We start from the raw sequence: 20471 nt of genomic DNA, 5'->3' as shown, positions 1-20471 counted from the left end.
ACACGCGGTGGTCGTGTTCGTGCACGCGCGCCCGGCGTTCCGCCCGGTGGTCGGGTCTACCGCAGGGCGGCGATCGAGCTGATCGTCGTGCGCGCGAGCCGCAGCTGCCGCTCGTACGTCGCCGCGAGCACGACGAGCAGCATGCCGGCGATGCCGAGCCACAGCCACCACCACACGGCCTCGTAGAGCCAGGTGATCGCGGGCCAGAGCTGCACGACCGCGTGCACGAGCAGCACGCCGCCGCCGAGCACGAACGGCGCCTGCAGGCGCCGGAACACGCCGACGAGCAGCACCGCGAGCGCGACGACGCCGAGGGCCACGAGGCGCCACATCTCGGGCTCGAGGAAGTCGGCCAGCAGGGCGGGCAGGAGCAGGATCGCGAGGCCCGCGCCGAGCGCCGGCCAGCTGCCGAGTTCGGGGGAGCGGCGCATCGCGATCGCACCGGCGGCGATGAAGGCGAGCGCGACGGGCACGGTGACGAGATCGAACGGGTCGACGGTCGCGACCGAGAGCGCGATCAGACCGCCGATCACGAGGATGCCACGGCTCGTCCACGCGAAGATCGGCCCGGCGATCGGGCGGGCGGGCAGCGCGACGCCGACGACGTGTGCGACGCCCACGATCGAGAACAGCAGTGCGGCGCGCAGCGACGGCTCCTGATCGGTGACGACGGCGTACAGCGTCGGCAGGGAGGCGGCGACGAACGATGCGGCGAAGCCCGCCTCGGCGACCCGCGTGGGCCGGGAACCTGCCCGCGCCCACACGACCGTCACGAGGATGCCGCCGATCAGGGCGATCGCCGGCCAGAACTCGATCGGCAGCACGCTGTCTGCGCCCTGCGCGACGGCGAGGCCGCGCACGAGGGCCGCGGCGGTGAACGCCGTCCACCCGGTCGCGGCGACGAGCAACCTCGCCGGCACGCCGCGCACGCGCTGCGGCGCGAACCCGGCGGCGAGCGCGAGGACGGCACCCGCGGCGACGAGCACGAGCGTGCGCAGTTCCGAGTCGCCGGCGGAGGCGGCGCTCGGGAGCACCGCGACCCCGGCGGCGACGGCGAACAGCGCCGTGCGGCCGCGCGAGCTCGCGCCGTCGCCGGCCGGCTCGCGCCGCCACGTGATGAGCAGCCCGCACACGACCAGGGCGACGGCGAGCGGCAGGGTGAAGGCCTCGACCTCGTCGACGCCGTCGCCGAGGAACCAGCTCCAGACGGAGAACACGGCGAGGGCCGCGCTCAGCCAGGCGAAGTGGCGCACGGGGCTGTCGCCGCCGATCGGATCGCCCGCGAGGGCTGCGAGCACGATCGGCACTGGGGAGAGGATCGCGAAGACGAGCCACGGCTCGTTCGATCCGGCGAACGAACCGCCGGTGCCCGAGAGCGACCAGGTGAGCGCGACCAGACCGACCAAGCCCACCGCGGCCGACCAGCCGATCATCGCGGCGTCGCCGCGCCCGCGGGAGACGAGGTGGGCGAGCCCCGCGCTCGCGAGAGCGGCACCTGCGAGCGCATACCCGAGCGCGTCACGCGCGTCGAGGTCGAGGGTGAGCAGCCACGTCGCGGCGCCGAGGGCGAGCGGTGCGATCGTCGCGGCGGCGATGCGGAGGCCCGCGGGGGCTGCGGGCAGCAGCCACGGCACGGTCGCCGCGGCGAGGAGGGTCGCGGGCAGCCAGGACCACGTGGCATCCGGCGCCTCGATGACGACGCCGGCCGTGCCGACCACGGCGCTCGCGAGGAGCGGCACCGTGAACGCGATGCGGTCGCCGGCGGTGCCGACGCGCACGAGGCCCGCGACGCCCACGAGGAGGGCCGAACCCGAGCCGAGCACGAGCCACGGTGCGGCCCCCGGCTCGTCGAAGCGGACGCCCTGCAGCTCGAGCCACCAGACGAGCGCGGCGAGGATCGCGACGACGAGCACCGATGCGATCACGACATGGGCGAGACCGACGGCCTTCGCGTTGCCGCCCCAGATGCGGGTCGCGAGGGCCCGCCCGCCGACGGCGGCGAGGAGGACACCGAGGCTCGTGAGCGCCCACACGTCGGGCGTGGTGAAGCCGAGGCACCAGGCGAGGATCGCGGCCGACACTCCGGCGATGACGGCGACCGCCAGCAACGAGGAGGCGGTGCGTCGGGCGAAGCCCGCCCACGCGAGCGCCCCCAGCGCGACGGCGAGCCAGATCGCCGCGGTGGCCCAGACCGAGTCGACGACGGCGCCGGCGACGATCGCCGCCGCGAGCGCAGCGCCGACGGGGATCGCGGCGGACCGCGCGAGTCGCCCGAGCACGGCGAGCACGGCCGCGGCGCCCACGGCGATGACGACGGGGGTGAGCACCATGGCCAGCCTGAGGTCGGCCTCGGGCATGGAGGCGGACGCCGTGCGCCAGACGCCGCCGTCGGAGCCGAGGTACACGCGGGCGGCCGCCGAAGCGAGCCCGAGCACTGCGCCGGGCGCCGCCGACCCGGCGGCGACGACCGCACCGGCGACGAAGGCGCCGAGCTCAGCGCCGCGGTGCAGGCCGGCGCGGCGCAGGGCGAACGCGAGCAGGCAGACCACGGCCCCCGCGACCGCGGGCGCGAGCCACATCGCGAGGCTCGACTCCAGTTCGACGGCGATCGAGACCGCCGGTGCGAGCGTCGCGCTGAAGCCGAAGAGCGTCGCGGCGACCGGCCGCCACGTCGGAGCGACGGTGCCGCGACGAAGGCCGAGCGCGACGACGAGCAGCAGCCAGGCACCCGCCGCCGCGAGCAGCGCCCACAGCGAGCTCCACTCGAGATCGGGCATCGCGAAGGCGCCGCTGAGGAGCGCGATCCCGCCCCCCGCGAAGCCCGCGGAGAGGAGGATCGTGCGCTCGGGCAGCGGGGGAAGGAGGAGCGACGCCGCACCGAGCACGGCGACGGCGAGGGCGCCGGCCCACAGGCCGGTGATCCAGTCGCCCTCGGGTGCGAGCTGCGAGGCGAGCAGGCCCACCGCGACCGGCAGAAGTGTCGCCGCCGCGAAGCCCGTCGTCCGGATGCCGGTGACCCGTCGCGTTCCGGCGAGCAGCGCCGCGACGACGAGCAGCGCGCCGCCCGTGTACCCGACTGCGTCGAGCGCCCCGGTGCCGAAGAGGTCGTTGGCGCGCACGATCCAGACGTCGAGGAGCAGCAGCACGACCGCGACCGCCGCGACGCCCTCGGCGGTGCCGGGCAGCCGTCGCGCCCGGAGCAGCCACGCGATGCCGAGCACGGCGACGCTCAACCCGGCGGTGATGACCGAACGCACCTCGAGGCTCGTCACGAGGTAGGCGTAGAAGAGGAAGACGATCGCCGTGATCGAGAGGAGCACGACGCCGAGCCCGAGCAGGAAGACCTGCACGCCCGAGCGGCGCGGTCGCGGTGCCGCGGCCGGTTCGACGGCGGGCGGCACCGCGATCGGCGCTGCGGATGCCACGGGCACCGGTGCGACGACCGCCGCGGGTTCGGGCGTGGCGACCTGCGCCGCAGGCGCAGCCGCGGGCGGTGCGACGGGGGCCCGTACTGGAGCCGCGGCCATGGCATCCGCGGCCTGCGCCTCGCGCATCCTCGCGATGAACTGCGCGCGCGTCGCGCTCTCGGCGTGGAGGCGCGTGCCGATCGCGAGGAGCTCCGCCGAGGCGGCCACGCCGAGGTCGAGGCCGCACGCGGCGCAGCGCGTCGAGGGCAGCGGTGCGAAGCAGGCCGGGCAGCGCGTCGTGTCGACGAAGAGTGCGGGGTCCGCGGGCCAGCGCAGCACGCCGTCGGGTGCGGCGGTCGGTCGGTCGGTCATGGCGACACTCTGCCAGCCGCGGGGCGCTGACCTGCGGATCCATCCACAGACGCGCCGCGCGCGCTTCGCCGCTCCGCTCAGCGACGGCGGTCGCGTGTGCAGTAGACTTTCCGAGGTCCACCCGCCCGACGCGTGCTTCGTCACGCCCGCGTGGGTGAATCGACGAGTTGAGTCGGCGACTCGGGGCGTAGCTCAGCTTGGTAGAGCGCCCGCTTTGGGAGCGGGAAGTCGCAGGTTCGAATCCTGTCGCCCCGACGAGTTCCTCGACTCGACACGAACTTCCACACAACAGGAGATCTTCCCCATGCCGACCACTTCGGTTGAGAAGCTGAGCCCCACTCGCGCCAAGCTCACCATCTCGGTGACGCCCGATGAGCTGAAGCCCAGCATCGCCCACGCGTACGAGCACATCGCCGAGCAGGTCAACGTGCCCGGCTTCCGCAAGGGCAAGGTGCCGCCCCCCATCATCGACCAGCGCGTCGGCAAGGCCGCCGTGCTCGAGCACGCGGTCAACGAGGGCCTCGACGGCTTCTACCGTGCCGCCGTCGCCGAGCACGAACTGCGCCCGATGGGCCGCCCCGAGGCCGACATCGTCGAGTGGCCCAGCGAGAAGGACTTCTCCGGCGACCTGCTGCTCGCCATCGAGGTCGACGTGCGCCCCGAGATCGAGGTGCCCGCGCTCGACGGCATCGAGCTGACCGTCGACACGATCGAGGTCGGCGACGACGAGGTCAACGCCGAGCTCGACCGTCTGCGCAGCCGCTTCGGCACGCTCGTCACCGTCGACCGTCCCGCCAAGTCGGGCGACTTCGTCACCCTCGACCTCGTCGCCGCGATCGACGGCACCGAGGTCGACACCGCGAGCGGCATCTCGTACGAGCTCGGCTCGGGCGAACTGCTCGAGGGCATCGACGAGGCGCTCGACACGCTCTCCGCCGGTGAGACCACGACCTTCGCCTCGAAGCTGCTCGGCGGCGAGCACGAGGGCGAGACCGCCGAGATCACCGTCACCGTCGGTGCCGTGAAGGAGCGCGAGCTCCCCGAGGCCGACGACGACTTCGCGCAGATCGCGAGCGAGTTCGACACCCTCGCCGAGCTGACGGCGTCGCTCAAGGAGCAGGCCGGCCGCAACGGCGTCTTCGGCCAGGGCAACCAGGCCCGCGACCTCCTCGTCGACAAGCTCCTCGAGCTCGCCGACGTGCCCGTCGCGCAGGGCGTCATCGACGACGAGGTGCACCGTCACCTCGAGGGCGAAGGCCGTCTCGAAGACGACGTGCACCGCGCCGAGGTCGCCGAGTCGAGCGAGAAGGCGTTCAAGACGCAGATCCTGCTCGACGCGATCGCCGAGGCCGAGAAGGTCCAGGTCAGCCAGGAGGAGCTCACGCAGTACCTCGTGCAGGGCGCGGCCCAGTACGGCATGGACCCGAACGAGTTCGTCCAGATCCTGAGCCAGCAGGGCCAGATCCCCGCCATGGTCGGCGAGGTCGCGCGCAACAAGGCGCTCGCGATCGCGCTCGGCAAGGTCACCGTGAAGGACGCAGCGGGCAACCCCGTCGACCTCTCCGAGTTCACCGCCGTCGGTGACGACGAGGCCGCCGAGGCTCCCGCGGAGGAGAAGAAGCCCGCCGCGAAGAAGCGCGCTCCGAAGAAGGCCGCCGCCGAGGCGCCGGCCGAGGAGGCCGCCGAGGCTCCCGCGGAGGAGAAGAAGCCGGCTCGCAAGCGCGCGCCGAAGAAGGCCGACGCGGAGTAATTCCGCTTGGTGTGCGAAGGGGTCGAGCGGTTCCGCTCGACCCCTTCGTCGTCTCCAGAAGAACGACGAGGGTGAAGATGGGCACGGATGCCACGGGGCCGACCGGCGACTGGCAGGCGCGCGTCGACGCGGTCTGGGCCGCGGCCGACGAACTCGGCGAGCTCGAGGTGGTGCGACGCATCGACGCCCTCGCCGCCGAACGCCCGGGCGACGACCCGCTCGCACTCTTCGAACGCGCGGGCGCCCGTGACTCCGCCGGCCTCGAGACCGAGGCCGAGCCGCTCTACCGGCGCGCCATCGACGGCGGGCTCAGCGGCTCCGAGCGGGTGCAGGCGCACATCCAGCTCGCCTCGACGATCCGAAACCTCGGGCGGCCCCTCGAGTCCATCGCGCTGCTCGACGAGATCGAGACAGAGTCGGGCGAGCTGCGCGACGCGGTCGTCGCGTTCCGCGCCCTCGCACGGGTCGACGCGGGCGACGCCCGCCGCGCGGCATCCGACGCTCTCGGCGCGCTCGCGCCGCATCTGCCGCGGTACCGCATCTCGCTCGCCGCTTACGCCGCGGAACTCGCGGCATCCGCCTAGGGCGAACAGCCCCGTTCGCGCGCGTTGCACCGGATAGATTCGAATCAACGCGACAACCGAAACGGAGCGACACATGGCCGAACCGACACCAGGCACCGGTGTTTTCGATCGACTGCTGAAGGACCGCATCATCTGGCTTGGCTCCGAGGTGCGCGACGAGAACGCCAATGAGATCGCGGCGAAGCTGCTGCTGCTCGCCGCGGAGGATCCCAAGAAGGACATCTACCTCTACATCAACTCGCCCGGTGGCTCGATCACGGCCGGCATGGCGATCTACGACACGATGCAGTTCGTGCCGAACGACATCGTCACCGTCGGCATCGGCATGGCCGCGTCGATGGGGCAGCTCCTCCTCACCGCCGGCACCAAGGGCAAGCGCTACATCACCCCGAACGCGCGCGTGCTGCTGCACCAGCCGCACGGCGGCTTCGGCGGCACCGCGAGCGACATCCAGACGCAGGCACAGCTCATCGTCTCGATGAAGAACCGCCTCGCCGAGATCACTGCAGCGCAGACGGGCAAGACCGTCGAGCAGATCAACGCCGACGGCGACCGCGACCGCTGGTTCAACGCCCAGGAGGCGCTCGAGTACGGCTTCGTCGACCACATCCGCGAGTCGGCGCTCGACGTCGCCGGCGGCGGCGGAACCCAGGCGTAGGCATCGAGAGAAGAGAGAACGTCAGAATGAACATCCCTGCTTTCGGTGGCACCGCCTTCAACGGCGTGCAGGCACCGGGCTCGCGCTACATCCTGCCGAGCTTCGAGGAGCGCACGGCCTACGGCTACAAGCGCCAGGACCCGTACGCGAAGCTCTTCGAGGATCGCATCATCTTCCTCGGCGTGCAGGTCGACGACGCCTCGGCCGACGACATCATGGCCCAGCTCCTGGTGCTCGAGTCGATGGACCCCGACCGCGACATCATCCTCTACATCAACTCGCCCGGTGGCTCGTTCACCGCGATGACGGCGATCTACGACACGATGCAGTACATCCGTCCCGAGATCATGACCGTCGTGCTCGGCCAGGCGGCCTCGGCGGCGGCGGTCATCGCCGCGGCCGGTACGCCCGGCAAGCGCCTCGCGCTGCCGAACGCCCGCGTGCTCATCCACCAGCCCGCGATGGGCGAGGCGGGGCACGGCCAGGCGAGCGACATCGAGATCCAGGCGGCCGAGATCCTGCGCATGCGCACGTGGCTCGAGAGCACGCTCTCGAACCACTCGAACCGCACGCCCGAGCAGGTCAACACCGACATCGACCGCGACAAGATCCTGTCGGCGAACGAGGCGCTCGAGTACGGCCTCATCGACCAGGTGCTCACCTCGCGCAAGAGCCTGCCGGCGATCACCCGGTAGTCCTCCCACCGTGACGAACGCGGCGGATGACCGGCTGGACGACAGCCGGGCCATCCGCCGCGTTTCGCTTTCCACGGATGCCTCGATCGATCTCACGGCGTGGCCCGCGACGGTCCCGGCGATCGCGGAGCTCATCGAGCTTCGCGGCCTCGACTTCATGCCGGGCCTCACCTTCCTCGTCGGCGAGAACGGCAGCGGGAAGTCGACGCTCCTCGAGGGCATCGCGACCGCGTACGGGCTTCCGCCCGAGGGCGGAAGCAGCAACGGCGGCCGGGCCTCCCGCCCCAGCGAGTCGCCGCTCGGCGAGTGGCTCCGCATCGAGCGCAGTCCCCGCGCTCCGCGATGGGGGTTCTTCCTCCGGGCCGAGACGATGCACGGCTACTACAGCTACCTCGAGGAGCTGCCCGACAGCCCCGATCGGCACCTGCACTCGTTGAGCCATGGCGAGTCGTTCAACGACCTCCTCGACAACAAGCTCAACCATCCGCAGTTCACCGCGGGGCTCGTGTGCCTCGACGAACCCGAGGCGGCGCTGTCGTTCGCGTCGATCCTCAGCTGGATCGCCGGCCTCGACCGCATGGTCGCCCGGGGAACGCAGGTCATCTGCGCGACGCACTCCCCGATCCTCGCCTCGGTCCCCGGGGCGACCATCCTCGAACTGGGGGAGTGGGGCATCCGCGAGACCGAGTGGGAGGACCTCGAACTCGTCGCCCACTGGCGCTCGTATCTCGACGACCCCCGGAGGTACCTGCGTCACCTCATCGACTGACGCCCGGCGGTTCGCGGCGGGCGAACCGGCCCCGCGTGTCGAATCGCCGCGGCTACGCCGCGAGCGCCGAAAGTCGGGCTAGGCTCGGAGCAGACTCGTCGATAGGGAGGGTTTCGATGGCACGCATCGGAGAGAGCGCCGATCTGCTGAAGTGCTCCTTCTGCGGAAAGAGCCAGAAGCAGGTCCAGCAGCTCATCGCCGGACCTGGCGTCTACATCTGCGACGAGTGCGTGGAGCTCTGCAACGAGATCATCGAGGAGCGTCTGGCCGAGGCCGGCGAGACCGAGACCGGTGATTTCGAGCTTCCGAAGCCGAAGGAGATCTTCGGCTTCCTCGAGGAGTACGTCATCGGCCAGGAGGCCGCGAAGAAGGCCCTCGCCGTCGCCGTCTACAACCACTACAAGCGAGTGCGTGCCAAGGCGACGCTGACGACCGCCGACCGCGCCCACGACGACGTCGAGATCGCGAAGTCGAACATCCTGCTGATCGGCCCGACCGGGTGCGGCAAGACGTACCTCGCGCAGACGCTGGCGAAGCAGCTCAACGTGCCGTTCGCCGTCGCCGACGCGACCGCCCTCACCGAGGCGGGCTACGTCGGCGAAGACGTCGAGAACATCCTCCTGAAGCTCATCCAGGCGGCCGACTACGACGTCAAGCGCGCCGAGACCGGCATCATCTACATCGACGAGGTCGACAAGATCGCGCGCAAGGCCGAGAACCCCTCGATCACACGGGACGTCTCGGGCGAGGGCGTGCAGCAGGCGCTCCTGAAGATCCTCGAGGGCACCGTCGCCTCGGTACCGCCGCAGGGCGGGCGCAAGCACCCGCACCAGGAGTTCATCCAGATCGACACGACGAACGTGCTGTTCATCGTGGCCGGCGCGTTCGCCGGGCTCGAGGACATCATCTCCTCGCGTGCGGGCAAGCGCGGCATCGGCTTCGGTGCGCCGCTCCACAACAAGGAGGACGAGGCCGACATCTTCAGCGAGGTGCTTCCTGAAGACCTCCACAAGTTCGGACTCATCCCCGAGTTCATCGGCCGGCTCCCGGTCGTGGCGACGGTGACGCCGCTCGATCAGGAGGCCCTGATGGAGATCCTCACCGAGCCGAAGAACGCGCTCGTCAAGCAGTACCAGCGCATGTTCGAGCTCGACGGCGTCGAGCTCGACTTCGAGCAGGCCGCCCTCGAGGCCATCGCCGATCTCGCCGTGCTGCGACAGACGGGCGCCCGCGGTCTCCGCGCGATCATGGAGGAGGTGCTCGGGCCGATCATGTTCGAGGTCCCCTCCGCGACGGGTGTCGCCCGGGTCGTCGTGACGAAGGCCGCCGTGCTCGACAACGCGGCCCCGACGATCGTGCCGCACAAGCAGCGTCGCGCCGAGAAGTCGGCCTAGGCGAGAGCCCCGCCCATCTTCCACACCGTCGTCGCCGGCGTCATCGCCGCCATCACGGGGTTCGCCAGTTCGTTCGCGCTCGTCATCGCCGGGCTCGTCGCCGTCGGCGCGACCGACGCGCAGGCCGCGTCGGGTCTCTTCGCGCTGTGCCTCGCGACGGGCATCACGTGCATCGTGCTGCCGATCGTCATGCGCATTCCCGTGTCGTTCGCCTGGTCGACCCCGGGCGCGGCCCTGCTCGTCGCCGCGGCGAGCACCACGCAGGACTTCGCGGCCGCGACGGGGGCGTTCCTCGTGTGCGGTGCGCTGATCGTGCTCTCGGGCCTCTGGCCGGCACTCGGGCGTGCGATCACGAGCATCCCGAAGCCCATCGCCAGCGCGATGCTCGCCGGCATCCTCTTCCCGATCTGCATCGCGCCGGTGACCGCGGCGATCGAGCAACCGGCGATCGCGATCCCGATGGTGCTCGTGTGGCTGCTGCTCGCCCGGCTCGCCCCGCGGTGGGCGGTCCCCGCGGCGATGCTCGTGGCGGTCGTCGGCATCGCGATCATCGCGGGCCCGGCCGTCATCGGCAACGACGCGGTCGTGCCCCGGCTCGAGTTCGTCGCGCCCGTGTTCGACCCGTTCGTGATCGTGAGCCTCGGGCTGCCGCTCTTCATCGTGACGATGGCGGGGCAGAACGTGCCCGGCTTCGCCGTCATGTCGACCTTCGGCTATCGGCTCCCGCCGCGGCCCGTGCTCGTCACGTCGGGTGCGGCCTCGATGGCGGCGGCGCTCACCGGCGGGCACGCGATCAATCTCGCGGCGATCACCGCGGCCATCATGGCGAGCCCCGAGGCGGCCCCCGACCCCCGTAAGCGGTGGATCGCGACCGTCTCCTCAGGGGTGGTGTACCTGCTCCTCGGTGTGGGCGCCGGTCTCGCCGCGGCGGTGGTGCAGGCGTCGCCGCCGATCATCATCACCGCCGTCGCGGGGCTCGCCCTGCTCGGCGCGCTCGTCACGGCGATGACGAGCGCACTCGAGGCGCCCGAGCACCGCATCACGGCGATCGGCACGTTCCTCGTGACGGCGTCGGGCGTCGCCGTGGCCGGCATCGGCTCGGCGTTCTGGGGGCTCGTGGTCGGCGGGGTGCTGATGCTCTGGCTGCGGCCGAAGGGCGGTGCCGGAACGCCGGCGCCGTCGACCCGAAGCTCGCCCGCGCCGATGCCCGCGCCGACGCCCGACCGCGGTTAGTCGAAGACCCGCACGACGTGCCAGCGGCCCGATCGTGCGCCGCCCGGCATCGGTTCGCGTTCGAGGTCGAACACGTGCGTCTCGCCGTCGTCACCGCTCGCCTGGAACCGCCAGCCGCTGATCTCGAGCGGCGGACGGCCGGGGGAGACGTCGTGCTCGGCGAACGGCCGCCACCAGCCGCAGTCGCCGACGAGCGCCGTCGGGGTGTCGCTCACCCGGAATCGGCGGGCGCGCCACACGAGCCGGAGCGGGGTGCCGTCGCCGTCCGTCCAGAGTTCGGCGGGTTCGCACAGCTGCGACATCGTGCCTCCCGGCGCAATACATTCGAACAGATGTTCGAATGCTACCACCGTCGTCGGGCGACGGCCGGGTCGCCCGGGACGAGCGAAGCCGCCCGGTCGGGACCGGGCGGCTTCGATTGCGTGCGTTCGGCGGTGCGGCAGAGCGGCTCGCGCGGCTCGCGCGGCTCGCGCGCCGATCAGGCCAGATCGTCGTCGGTGCGGGCGCCGAAGACGATCTCGTCCCAGCTCGGCATCGACGCGCGACCCTTCTTCTGCGCGCGACCGTTGTTCGAGCCGCTGCTCGAGCCGTTGCTCGGCGGCGCCGAGACCTTGCCCCAGATGCTGCGGGCGCCGGCGCCGGGCTTCTCCTCGGTGGCCGGCTCAGGCGAGTCGACCGTCGCACCGGGCGCGACGGGGGCGACGGGCGCGATCGGCGTCGGCGTCTCGGCGAGCGGAGTGGGTCCGGCCGTGGGCCGAAGCGACTCGCCGTCGAGGTTGGCCGACTCGCGCTCACCGCGTCGGCGGCGCAGCGCCTCGAGCAGGTCGGCCGTCTCGCCGAGCGACTGCTTGGGCTCGTCGGCGCGCTTGATCGCCGCGCGGGCGACCGCGGGGCTCGAGGTCTGCGAGGTACGGGCGTAGGGCAGCGGCTCGAGGTGAGGCGCCGTGTCGTTGTCGCCGTGGTCGAGCTCGTCGAAGGTGAACGCGCCGCTGTCGAACCGCGACTCGTCGGAGTCGGGCCCGACGGCGCGCAGGCGGGGAATGAGCCCGCCCTTGAGCTCACCCTGCTGCGAGAGGGTGACGGCTTCGGAGTTGAGCGGCTGCAGCGACTGCTTCTTGGGCTCGAAGGTCCATCGTGCGTCGTGGTCGATCGTGTCGGCGGTGAACTCGAGCTTGACGATCCAGCCGCGCTCCTCGTCCTTCCAGCTCGCCCAGCGTTCGCCCAGCGCGCCGAGCTTCGCGAGTCGGTCGCGGATCACGCCGCCGAACGTCGCGGGCTCGTCGGACGGGTCGGCCTCGATGCCGAGGTTGACGGGGACCGCGAGCGCCGAGGTGACGATGTGGTCGCGCTCCGCGAGCACCGGCCCCTCGAAGCGACGGATGTAGTCGACGGCGGCGCCCGTGACCTGGGCGACCTCCTCGGCGGACATGCCTGCACGGATGTGCGCCTGCACCTCGCGGGGCGAGGGTTTCGGGCCGGTGTGCTGTTCGGGCTGTGCCTGACGGATGCGCGACTGGAGGACCTCGTCGATCTCGATCCGGAAGCGTGCGCCATCGTCGGACGCGGCCAGCAACGCGCCGTTCTCGACTCCGATTACCTTGAGTTCCTGCATCGCGACAAGCCCTTCCGTGCTTTTGTCTCCGCCCAAGGATGCCACGTCGCCGACGGTGCCCGCGGGAATAGCGCGGGCGCGGCGGAAGTTGAACAGCGTGCATCGGGAGAACGGGCGTGCAAAGGGTTTGCTTACGTACGGGATTTGATGCAGACTATGGCCGCCGAATCTTCGGCGCATGAGGAAATGGATGGGAATGGCAACGGATTACGACGCCCCGCGGAAGACCGAAGACGACTCGGAGTCGATCGAGGCCCTCAAGGAACGCGTCCCCGACAAGATGTCGGGAGTGGTGGATGTCGACGATGCCGACAACCCCGGAGGGTTCGATCTCTCCGGCGCCGACCTCTCCGACGTCGAGCTCGATGTCGTGGTGCTTCCGCCCCAGGCCGACGAGTTCACCTGTGTGAACTGCTTCCTGGTGAAGCACCGCTCGCAGATCGACCACGAGACGAAGCTCGGGCCGATCTGCCTGGAGTGCGCCGCCTAGTCGCCGCGCTCCCCACTTTCAGGCCGTCGTGATCCGTTGATCGCGGCGGCCAGTTCTTTTGGCCGGCGGCTCGAGACGAGCCAGTACGGGGTCGGGTCGGCGGGGTCGAGGATCGGCACCCGCACGACCGGTCGGACCCAGCCGCGGATCACGAGGAACGCGCGCGCGTCGAGCCCGGTGCCGCGCTCGATGCGCGCTGCGGTCTCGTCGGCCGCGACGGCCTCGCCGAGCTGGTCGGCTGCGATCTCGGCGCGGCCGGCACGGAATCGGCCGTCGCGGACTTCGACGGTCGGTGCGGTGAGCGTCAGCGCGCCGACGGCGGCGAGATAGAGGATGACGCCGGTCGCGATGCCGGCGGGGAGCGAGACGGGGGCCAGGACGAGGATGCTCGCGGGGATGAGCAGCAGGCTGGCGATGTAGATCCACGGCGTGGGCCACAGTCTCTCGTGGTATTCGGGCATGGCTCCATCCCACCAGACTTCGGCACTCTCCGCTGATCGGGTGGGTCGGTGACCTGTGCGTTCGGTCTTCGGGACTTCGGCACTATCCTCGAACGGTGACCGATTCCGTCGACGTGCTGATCGCTGCCGAACGCGTCCCGAGCTACGCCCATGAGGGCGACGCCGGGGCCGACCTCCATGCCACCGAGTCGATCGTGCTCGAGCCCGGTGAGCGGGCGACCGTCGGCACGGGCGTCTCGATCGCGCTGCCCGCGGGGCATGTCGCGTTCGTGGTGCCCCGATCGGGGCTCGCGTTCAAGCACGGCATCACGATCGTGAATGCGCCGGGCACGGTCGACGCGGGGTACCGCGGCGAGATCAAGGTCGCACTGCTCAACACCGACGCGCGCGAGGCGTACACGATCGAGGCCGGCGACCGCATCGCGCAGCTCGTCATCATGCCCGTCGTGCGGGCGCGTTTCGTCGAGGTCGAGCAATTGCCGGGCAGCCTGCGCGGCGACGGGGGATTCGGCTCCACCGGATTCGGGGAGCACAAGTCAGGAGTGAACGCGTGAGCGACATCGAGAACACCGACGGCACGCCCGTCGACCAGCCCAAGTCCGCACCCGACGACCGGTCGAGCGCAGGTCCCTTCGACGAGTCGGAGGCCAACCCGGTCCGCCCCTACGTCGACCTCGGCGGCGTGAAGGTGCTGCCGCGCGAGGGCCTCCACCTCCGTCTCGAAGTCGAGGAGGGCACGAAGCGCGTCGTGGCGATCGGGCTCGACTATGCGAACTCGACGCTGCAGGTGCAGCCGTTCGCGGCGCCCCGGTCGAGCGGGCTGTGGCACGAGATCCGTGCGCAGATCGCCGAGCAGATCGCCCGTCAGGGCGGTACGACGACGGTCCGCGAGGGTGCGTTCGGTCCCGAACTGCTCGCCCAGATCCCGGTTGCGGCCGGTGAGGGTCAGCAGGGCCAGATGCGTCTGGCGCGTTTCGTCGGCGTCGACGGTCCGCGCTGGTTCCTCCGCGGTGTCATCGCCGGGCAGGCGGCGGTCGATCCGGCCGCGGCGGCCCAGATCGAAGATCTGTTCCGTTCGATCGTGGTGGTGCGCGGCGCGACGCCGATGCCGCCGCGCGACCTCATCCCGCTCCGCATGCCCGCGTCCTCCGCGGGCGCGCCGACGGCGTAGCAGTGTCCTCGACGGCGGGCGGCGAGCGTCCCGAAGGCGATGAGGGCGTCGAGAGCCGGGATGCCTCGGAGAGCCCGGCCCCCGACGCGGCGGACTTCGGGCGTCAGCTCGCCGCCGCCGCCGAGAAGAGCGGTCTCGGTGCGCTCGCGCGCGATGAGAAGCTCAGCGGTCGCGACCTGCTCGTCGCGGTCGGCGGTGTGCGAGGCATCCTCGAGGCGCTGCTGCCGGGCCTCGTGTTCCTCGTCGTCTACAGCTCGCTGACGAGCTTCGGCGACGTGGACGCGCAGTCGGCGCTGGTGCCGGCGCTCGTGGCGTCGGTCGGCCTCGCGGTGGTGTTCACGATCGCGCGGGTCGTGGTGAAGGGGCAGCCGACGCAGGCGATCGCCGGCCTCGTCGGCGTGCTCGCCTCCGCGGCGCTCGCGCTCTGGTCGGGTGACGCGCGCGACAACTACGTGCTCGGGTTCATCACGAACGCGGCGTACGCGCTCGCGCTGCTCATCTCCCTGTTCGTGCGATGGCCCGCGATCGGGCTCATCGTCGGATTCCTGATGGGCGACGGCGTGGCGTGGAAGCAGGATCGTCGCAAGTACCGTGCGGCGCAGTTCCTCACCCTGGTGTGGATCGGGCTCTTCGTGGCGCGCCTGGCCGTGCAGGTGCCGTTCTACCTCGTGAACAACGTCGAGGCGCTCGGCGCGATGCGCCTGCTCATGGGCGTGCCGCTCTACGCCCTCGTGCTCGTCTTCTCGTGGCTCGTCGTACGCGCCGTCTATCCGTCGTCGGCGCGCTCGGCCGAGTGATAGAGTTATCTCGACGTCAAGATAAATTCGCACGAGGTGCGAGGCCTGTCGGCGGGCGATCGGCTTAGGTTACCCTTGCTGGTACCGCCCCATGTCTGACGGAGAAGATGGAATGTCGTGCGCGTCGTCGCCGGCATCCGCGAAGGAGAGGACATCGTGTCTGCAGTGAACAGTTTCGGGGCGAAGGACACGCTCCGCGTCGGTGATGAGTCCTATGAGATCTTCCGGCTCGACACCGTGCCGGGTCATGAGAAGCTTCCGTTCAGCCTGAAGGTGCTGCTCGAGAACCTGCTCCGCACCGAGGACGGCGCGAACGTCACCAAGGAGCAGATCGAGGCCCTCGGCTCGTGGGATCCCCAGGCCGAGCCCGACACCGAGATCCAGTTCACGCCCGCGCGCGTCGTGATGCAGGACTTCACGGGCGTGCCGTGCATCGTCGACCTCGCCACCATGCGCGAGGCGGTCACCGCCCTCGGCGGCGACCCCAGCAAGATCAACCCGCTCTCGCCGGCCGAGATGGTCATCGACCACTCGGTCATCGCCGACCTCTTCGGCACCGAGAACGCCCTCGAGCGCAACGTCGAGATCGAGTACGAGCGCAACGGCGAGCGCTACCAGTTCCTCCGCTGGGGCCAGACGGCGTTCAACGACTTCAAGGTGGTGCCCCCGGGCACCGGCATCGTGCACCAGGTCAACATCGAGCACCTCGCGAAGGTCGTCTACGACCGCACCGTCGGCGGCGTGCTCCGCGCGTACCCCGACACCTGCGTCGGCACCGACTCGCACACGACGATGGTCAACGGCCTCGGCGTGCTCGGCTGGGGCGTCGGCGGCATCGAGGCCGAGGCGGCCATGCTCGGCCAGCCCGTCTCGATGCTCATCCCGCGCGTCGTCGGCTTCAAGCTCACGGGTGAGATCCCCGCGGGCGTGACCGCGACCGACGTCGTGCTCACGATCACCGACCTGCTGCGCAAGCACGGCGTCGTCGGCAAGTTCGTCGAGTTCTACGGCGCCGGCGTCGCCTCGGTTCCCCTCGCGAACCGCGCCACCATCGGCAACATGAGCCCCGAGTTCGGTTCGACCGCGGCCATGTTCCCGATCGACGACGTGACCCTCGACTACCTGCGCCTCACCGGCCGCGACGAGGCTGCGGTCGCGCTCGTCGAGCAGTACGCCAAGGTGCAGAAGCTCTGGCACGACGCCGACAACGAGCCCGCGTTCAGCGAGTACATGGAGCTCGACCTCTCGACCGTCGTCCCGTCGATCGCCGGCCCGAAGCGCCCCCAGGACCGCATCCTGCTGTCGCGCTCGAAGGAGCAGTTCGAGCTCGACCTCACGAACTACGCCGACGTCGACCACGACCTCGTCGACCTGACGATCTCCGAGTCGTTCCCGGCCTCCGACCCGCCCGGCTTCACCCCCGAAGACGAGTCGAACCACCACGAGCACCACCACCACTCGCACGCGCCGAAGACGGTCTCGAAGCCGACGCCGGTGACGGTCGCCGGTGGCGCGTCGTTCACGCTGAACCACGGTTCGGTCGCCCTCGCGGCGATCACCTCATGCACGAACACCTCGAACCCGTCGGTCATGATCGCGGCGGGCGTGCTCGCCCGCAAGGCGCTCGAGAAGGGCCTGAAGACCAAGCCGTGGGTGAAGACCACGCTCGGCCCGGGCTCGAAGGTCGTCACCGACTACTACGAGAAGTCGGGCCTCGACAAGTCGCTCGAGGGCCTCGGCTTCTACACCGTCGGCTACGGCTGCACGATCTGCATCGGCAACTCGGGTCCGCTGATCGAAGAGGTCTCGGCCGCGATCAACGACAACGACCTTGCCGTCACCGCGGTGCTCTCGGGCAACCGCAACTTCGAGGGCCGCATCAGCCCCGACGTGAAGATGAACTACCTCGCGTCGCCGCCGCTCGTCGTCGCCTACGCGCTGGCCGGTTCGATGAACTTCGACTTCGAGACCGACCCGCTCGGCAAGGACGGCGAGGGCAACGACGTCTTCCTGAAGGACATCTGGCCCGCACCCGAAGAGGTGCAGGAGATCATCGACTCCTCGATCTCGCGTGAGCAGTTCATCAAGCAGTACGCCACCGTGTTCGAGGGCGACGAGCGCTGGAAGACGCTGCCCACCCCGACCGGCCCGATCTTCGAATGGGACGCCGACTCGACGTACGTGCGCAAGGCGCCGTACTTCGAGGGCATGTCGATGGAGCTCACGCCCGTCGCCGACATCTCGGGCGCCCGCGTGCTCGCGACCCTCGGCGACTCGGTCACGACCGATCACATCAGCCCGGCCGGCAACATCAAGGCGGGCACCCCGGCGGCCCAGTACCTCACCGAGCACGGCGTCGACCGCAAGGACTTCAACTCCTACGGCTCGCGCCGCGGCAACCACGAGGTCATGATCCGCGGCACGTTCGCGAACATCCGTCTGAAGAACCTCCTCGTCTCGGCCGTCAACGACGGCCAGGTCGTCGAGGGCGGTTTCACCCGCGACTTCACCCAGGCGGGCGGGCCGCAGTCGTACATCTACGACGCGAGCCAGAACTACCAGGCCGAGGGCACTCCGCTCGTCATCTTCGGCGGCAAGGAGTACGGCTCGGGTTCGTCGCGCGACTGGGCGGCCAAGGGCACGAGCCTGCTGGGCGTCAAGGCGGTCATCACCGAGAGCTTCGAGCGGATCCACCGCTCGAACCTCATCGGCATGGGCGTCGTCCCGCTGCAGTTCCCGGCGGGCGAGAGCTGGGAGTCGCTCGGTCTCGACGGCACCGAGATCGTCTCGATCTCGGGTCTCGAGCAGCTGAACGGAGGCGTCACCCCGAAGACGGTGCGCGTCACCGCCGTGCCGAGCGAGTTCTCGGCCGAGGGCAAGCAGCCCGTCGAGTTCGACGCGGTCGTCCGCATCGACACGCCGGGTGAGGCCGACTACTACCGCAACGGCGGCATCCTGCAGTACGTGCTCCGCAGCCTCGTCTGACGCGACGCACACTCTCCGAGGGGGCGATCGGCGATTCCGCCGATCGCCCCCTCGTCTGCCCGGGCTCACAGCCTGCCCGGCGTAGACTCGTTCCGTTCGGCGGCACCGCCGCGTCACTCCGGAGGCACCACGTATGACCCTGCTCTCGACGATCTCTGGCCCGCGCGATCTCGATGCGTTGAGCCAGGAACAGCTCGAGCAGCTCGCGAGAGAGATCCGCGAGTATCTGGTCGAGTCGGTGTCGAAGACCGGCGGCCACCTCGGGCCGAACCTCGGCGTCGTCGAGATGACGATCGCCATCCACCGCGTGTTCCAGTCGCCGCGCGACGCGATCGTCTTCGACACGGGCCACCAGTCGTACGTGCACAAGCTGCTCACCGGCCGCACCGACCTCTCGTCGCTGCGCCGCACGGGCGGACTCGCGGGCTACCCGCAGCGCTCCGAGTCGGAGCACGACATCGTCGAGAGCTCCCACGCCTCGAGCTCGCTGTCGTGGGCCGACGGCATCTCGAAGGCGTTCGAGATGACGGGCCAGAGCGATCGTCACGTGATCGCGGTCGTCGGCGACGGCGCGCTCACCGGCGGCATGACGTGGGAGGCGCTCAACAACATCTCCGACGACAACACGCGCAAGCTCATCGTCGTCGTCAACGACAACGGTCGTTCGTACGCGCCGACGATCGGCGGCATGGCGCGCTTCCTCAACACGGTGCGCACGAAGCAGGGCTACCGCAACCTGCACCTCTCGAGCCGTCGCGCCTTCGACAAGCTCGGCGGCCCTGCGCAGGCGTTCTACCGCGGTGTCCGCGGCGGCCTGCACGGGTTCCTCAGCCGGTTCACCGACAACGAGGCGCTCTACTCGAACCTCGACATCAAGTACATCGGCCCGGTCGACGGGCACGACGAGCACGCCATGGAGGCGGCGCTGCGGCAGGCGAAGGCCTACGGCGCACCGGTCATCGTGCACACGATCACCGAGAAGGGCCGCGGCTACGAGCCGGCCCGCCGTGACGTCGCCGACCAGTTCCACGCGGTCGGCCAGATCGACCCAGAGACGGGGGAGTCGCTCGAGGCATCCGCCGGCCCCTCGTGGACGAGCGCCTTCGCCGACGAGCTCGTGCACCTCGCCGAGCAGAACGAACGCCTGGTCGGCATCACCGCGGCGATGCTCCGTCCGACCGGACTCCACCGCATGGCCGAGCGCTTCCCGAACCGGGTGTTCGACGTCGGCATCGCCGAGCAGCACGCGGCGACCGCGGCCGCGGGCCTCGCGTTCGGCGGACTGCACCCGGTGGTCGCCGTGTACGCGACCTTCATCAACCGCGCCTTCGACCAGGTGCTGATGGACGTCGCGCTGCACAAGGCGGGCGTGACGTTCGTGCTCGACCGCGCCGGTGTCACCGGCCCCGACGGCCCGAGCCACCACGGCGTCTGGGATCTCTCGATCCTCCAGGTCGTGCCCGGCATCCGGATCGCCGCACCCCGCGACGCGGTGCGACTCGCCGAGGAGCTCGGTGAGGCCGTGGCCGTCGAGGACGCACCCACGGTGCTGCGCTTCCCGAAGGGCACCGTCGGCGTCGACTACGACGCCGTCCGGCGCACCGACGACGGTGTCGACGTCCTCGCCGAGTCCGACCGCAAAGACGTGCTGCTCGTCACCGTCGGCCCGATGGCCGGCATCGGCCTCGCCGTCGCCGAGCGTCTCGAGGCGCAGGGCATCGGTGCGACGGTCGTCGACCCGCGCTGGGTCGTCCCGGTGCCGCGCAGCGTCATCGACCTCTCGGCCGAGCACCGCATCGTCGTCAGCCTCGAGGACGGCATCCGCGTCGGCGGCATCGGAACCCGCATCCGCCAGGATCTCCGCGAGGCCGACGTCGACACGGCAGTCACCGAACTGGGTCTGCCCGACGAGTTCCTCGAGCACGGCTCGCGTGCCGACATCCTCGAGCGCGTCGGACTGACGCCGCAGCACATCGCGCGCGACGTGACGGCGATGGTGCTCGGCTCGAAGCTGCCGCACGCCCGTGCCGCCGACGCCGAGACCGCAGCGGTGCCCACCGACACGAGCCCGCAGCCCCGCATCTGATCGGCGC

General features: G+C 70.7%; 17 protein-coding genes and 1 tRNA gene. 14 read left to right on the top strand and 4 right to left on the bottom strand.

What is annotated here, in order from left to right; genetic code table 11:
- Positions 1-56: 56 nt before the first annotated feature.
- On the bottom strand, positions 57-3779 hold the full coding sequence (locus tag ACFVTX_RS00615) for an SCO7613 C-terminal domain-containing membrane protein (protein ID WP_386897149.1): 3723 nt from the start codon (positions 3777-3779) through the stop codon (positions 57-59).
- 181 nt (positions 3780-3960) lie between these two features.
- Between ACFVTX_RS00615 and ACFVTX_RS00610 the strand changes: the two genes are divergently transcribed.
- The 8 genes from ACFVTX_RS00610 (at position 3961) to ACFVTX_RS00575 (ending at position 10862) form a co-directional block, all read left to right on the top strand.
- Positions 3961-4034: transfer RNA gene (locus ACFVTX_RS00610), tRNA-Pro, on the top strand.
- A 49-nt stretch (positions 4035-4083) separates the two neighbouring features.
- Positions 4084-5529, top strand: coding sequence for a trigger factor (tig, locus tag ACFVTX_RS00605; protein WP_386897147.1), 1446 nt, complete (start codon positions 4084-4086; stop codon positions 5527-5529).
- Between the two features lie 77 nt (positions 5530-5606).
- Positions 5607-6113, top strand: coding sequence for a tetratricopeptide repeat protein (locus ACFVTX_RS00600; RefSeq protein WP_386897146.1), 507 nt, complete (start codon positions 5607-5609; stop codon positions 6111-6113).
- Positions 6114-6186: 73 nt separating this feature from the next.
- Entirely contained in the window at positions 6187-6771 is a 585-nt protein-coding gene (locus ACFVTX_RS00595; RefSeq protein WP_386897144.1) for an ATP-dependent Clp protease proteolytic subunit, read from the top strand.
- 26 nt (positions 6772-6797) lie between these two features.
- The gene (locus tag ACFVTX_RS00590) at positions 6798-7466 is read left to right on the top strand and encodes an ATP-dependent Clp protease proteolytic subunit (protein WP_386897142.1); all 669 of its coding nucleotides are present in this window, start codon (positions 6798-6800) and stop codon (positions 7464-7466) included.
- A 10-nt stretch (positions 7467-7476) separates the two neighbouring features.
- Positions 7477-8235, top strand: a complete 759-nt coding sequence (locus ACFVTX_RS00585) for an AAA family ATPase (RefSeq protein WP_386897140.1) — start codon at positions 7477-7479, stop codon at positions 8233-8235.
- Between the two features lie 116 nt (positions 8236-8351).
- A complete protein-coding gene (gene clpX / locus ACFVTX_RS00580) occupies positions 8352-9629 on the top strand; it encodes an ATP-dependent Clp protease ATP-binding subunit ClpX (RefSeq protein WP_386897138.1) in 1278 nt (425 codons plus the stop codon).
- Between the two features lie 15 nt (positions 9630-9644).
- Positions 9645-10862 carry a benzoate/H(+) symporter BenE family transporter gene (locus ACFVTX_RS00575; RefSeq protein ID WP_386898720.1) on the top strand — a complete coding sequence of 406 codons (1218 nt, stop codon included), beginning with the start codon at positions 9645-9647 and terminating at the stop codon, positions 10860-10862.
- Here ACFVTX_RS00575 and ACFVTX_RS00570 read toward each other — a convergent pair.
- Together ACFVTX_RS00570 and sepH are read right to left on the bottom strand one after the other, a co-directional pair.
- Positions 10859-11164, bottom strand: coding sequence for a DUF6504 family protein (locus tag ACFVTX_RS00570; protein ID WP_386897137.1), 306 nt, complete (start codon positions 11162-11164; stop codon positions 10859-10861). The two genes, ACFVTX_RS00575 and ACFVTX_RS00570, sit on opposite strands and share 4 nt — an antisense overlap.
- 176 nt (positions 11165-11340) lie before the next feature.
- On the bottom strand, positions 11341-12474 hold the full coding sequence (sepH, locus tag ACFVTX_RS00565) for a septation protein SepH (RefSeq protein WP_386897135.1): 1134 nt from the start codon (positions 12472-12474) through the stop codon (positions 11341-11343).
- Positions 12475-12670: 196 nt separating this feature from the next.
- On the opposite strand from sepH, the gene ACFVTX_RS00560 reads away from it, so the two are divergent.
- Positions 12671-12964: a DUF4193 domain-containing protein gene (locus ACFVTX_RS00560; RefSeq protein WP_386897134.1), complete on the top strand. Its 294-nt coding sequence runs from the start codon at positions 12671-12673 to the stop codon at positions 12962-12964.
- Here the strand turns inward: ACFVTX_RS00560 and ACFVTX_RS00555 are convergent.
- Positions 12961-13425 (bottom strand): DUF3093 domain-containing protein, encoded by a 465-nt coding sequence (locus tag ACFVTX_RS00555; RefSeq protein WP_386897132.1) that lies wholly within the window; start codon positions 13423-13425, stop codon positions 12961-12963. The genes ACFVTX_RS00560 and ACFVTX_RS00555 overlap by 4 nt on opposite strands.
- A gap of 95 nt (positions 13426-13520) precedes the next feature.
- Between ACFVTX_RS00555 and dut the strand changes: the two genes are divergently transcribed.
- From dut to dxs, 5 genes are all read left to right on the top strand, one after another.
- The gene (gene dut / locus ACFVTX_RS00550) at positions 13521-13979 is read left to right on the top strand and encodes a dUTP diphosphatase (RefSeq protein WP_386897130.1); all 459 of its coding nucleotides are present in this window, start codon (positions 13521-13523) and stop codon (positions 13977-13979) included.
- On the top strand, positions 13976-14596 hold the full coding sequence (locus ACFVTX_RS00545; protein WP_386897129.1) for a DUF3710 domain-containing protein: 621 nt from the start codon (positions 13976-13978) through the stop codon (positions 14594-14596). Before dut ends, ACFVTX_RS00545 begins: the two co-directional genes overlap by 4 nt.
- 2 nt (positions 14597-14598) lie before the next feature.
- On the top strand, positions 14599-15393 hold the full coding sequence (locus ACFVTX_RS00540) for a DUF3159 domain-containing protein (RefSeq protein WP_386897128.1): 795 nt from the start codon (positions 14599-14601) through the stop codon (positions 15391-15393).
- Positions 15394-15549: 156 nt separating this feature from the next.
- Positions 15550-18378: an aconitate hydratase AcnA gene (acnA, locus tag ACFVTX_RS00535; protein WP_386897126.1), complete on the top strand. Its 2829-nt coding sequence runs from the start codon at positions 15550-15552 to the stop codon at positions 18376-18378.
- A 133-nt stretch (positions 18379-18511) separates the two neighbouring features.
- The gene (dxs, locus tag ACFVTX_RS00530) at positions 18512-20464 is read left to right on the top strand and encodes a 1-deoxy-D-xylulose-5-phosphate synthase (RefSeq protein WP_386897125.1); all 1953 of its coding nucleotides are present in this window, start codon (positions 18512-18514) and stop codon (positions 20462-20464) included.
- Positions 20465-20471: the final 7 nt, after the last annotated feature.

This window comes from Agromyces sp. NPDC058136, from assembly GCF_042884375.1.
Taxonomy (GTDB): Bacteria; Actinomycetota; Actinomycetes; order Actinomycetales; family Microbacteriaceae; genus Agromyces.
Note: the sequence above shows the minus strand (reverse complement) of the source record. Positions and strands in the feature narration are given on the sequence as shown.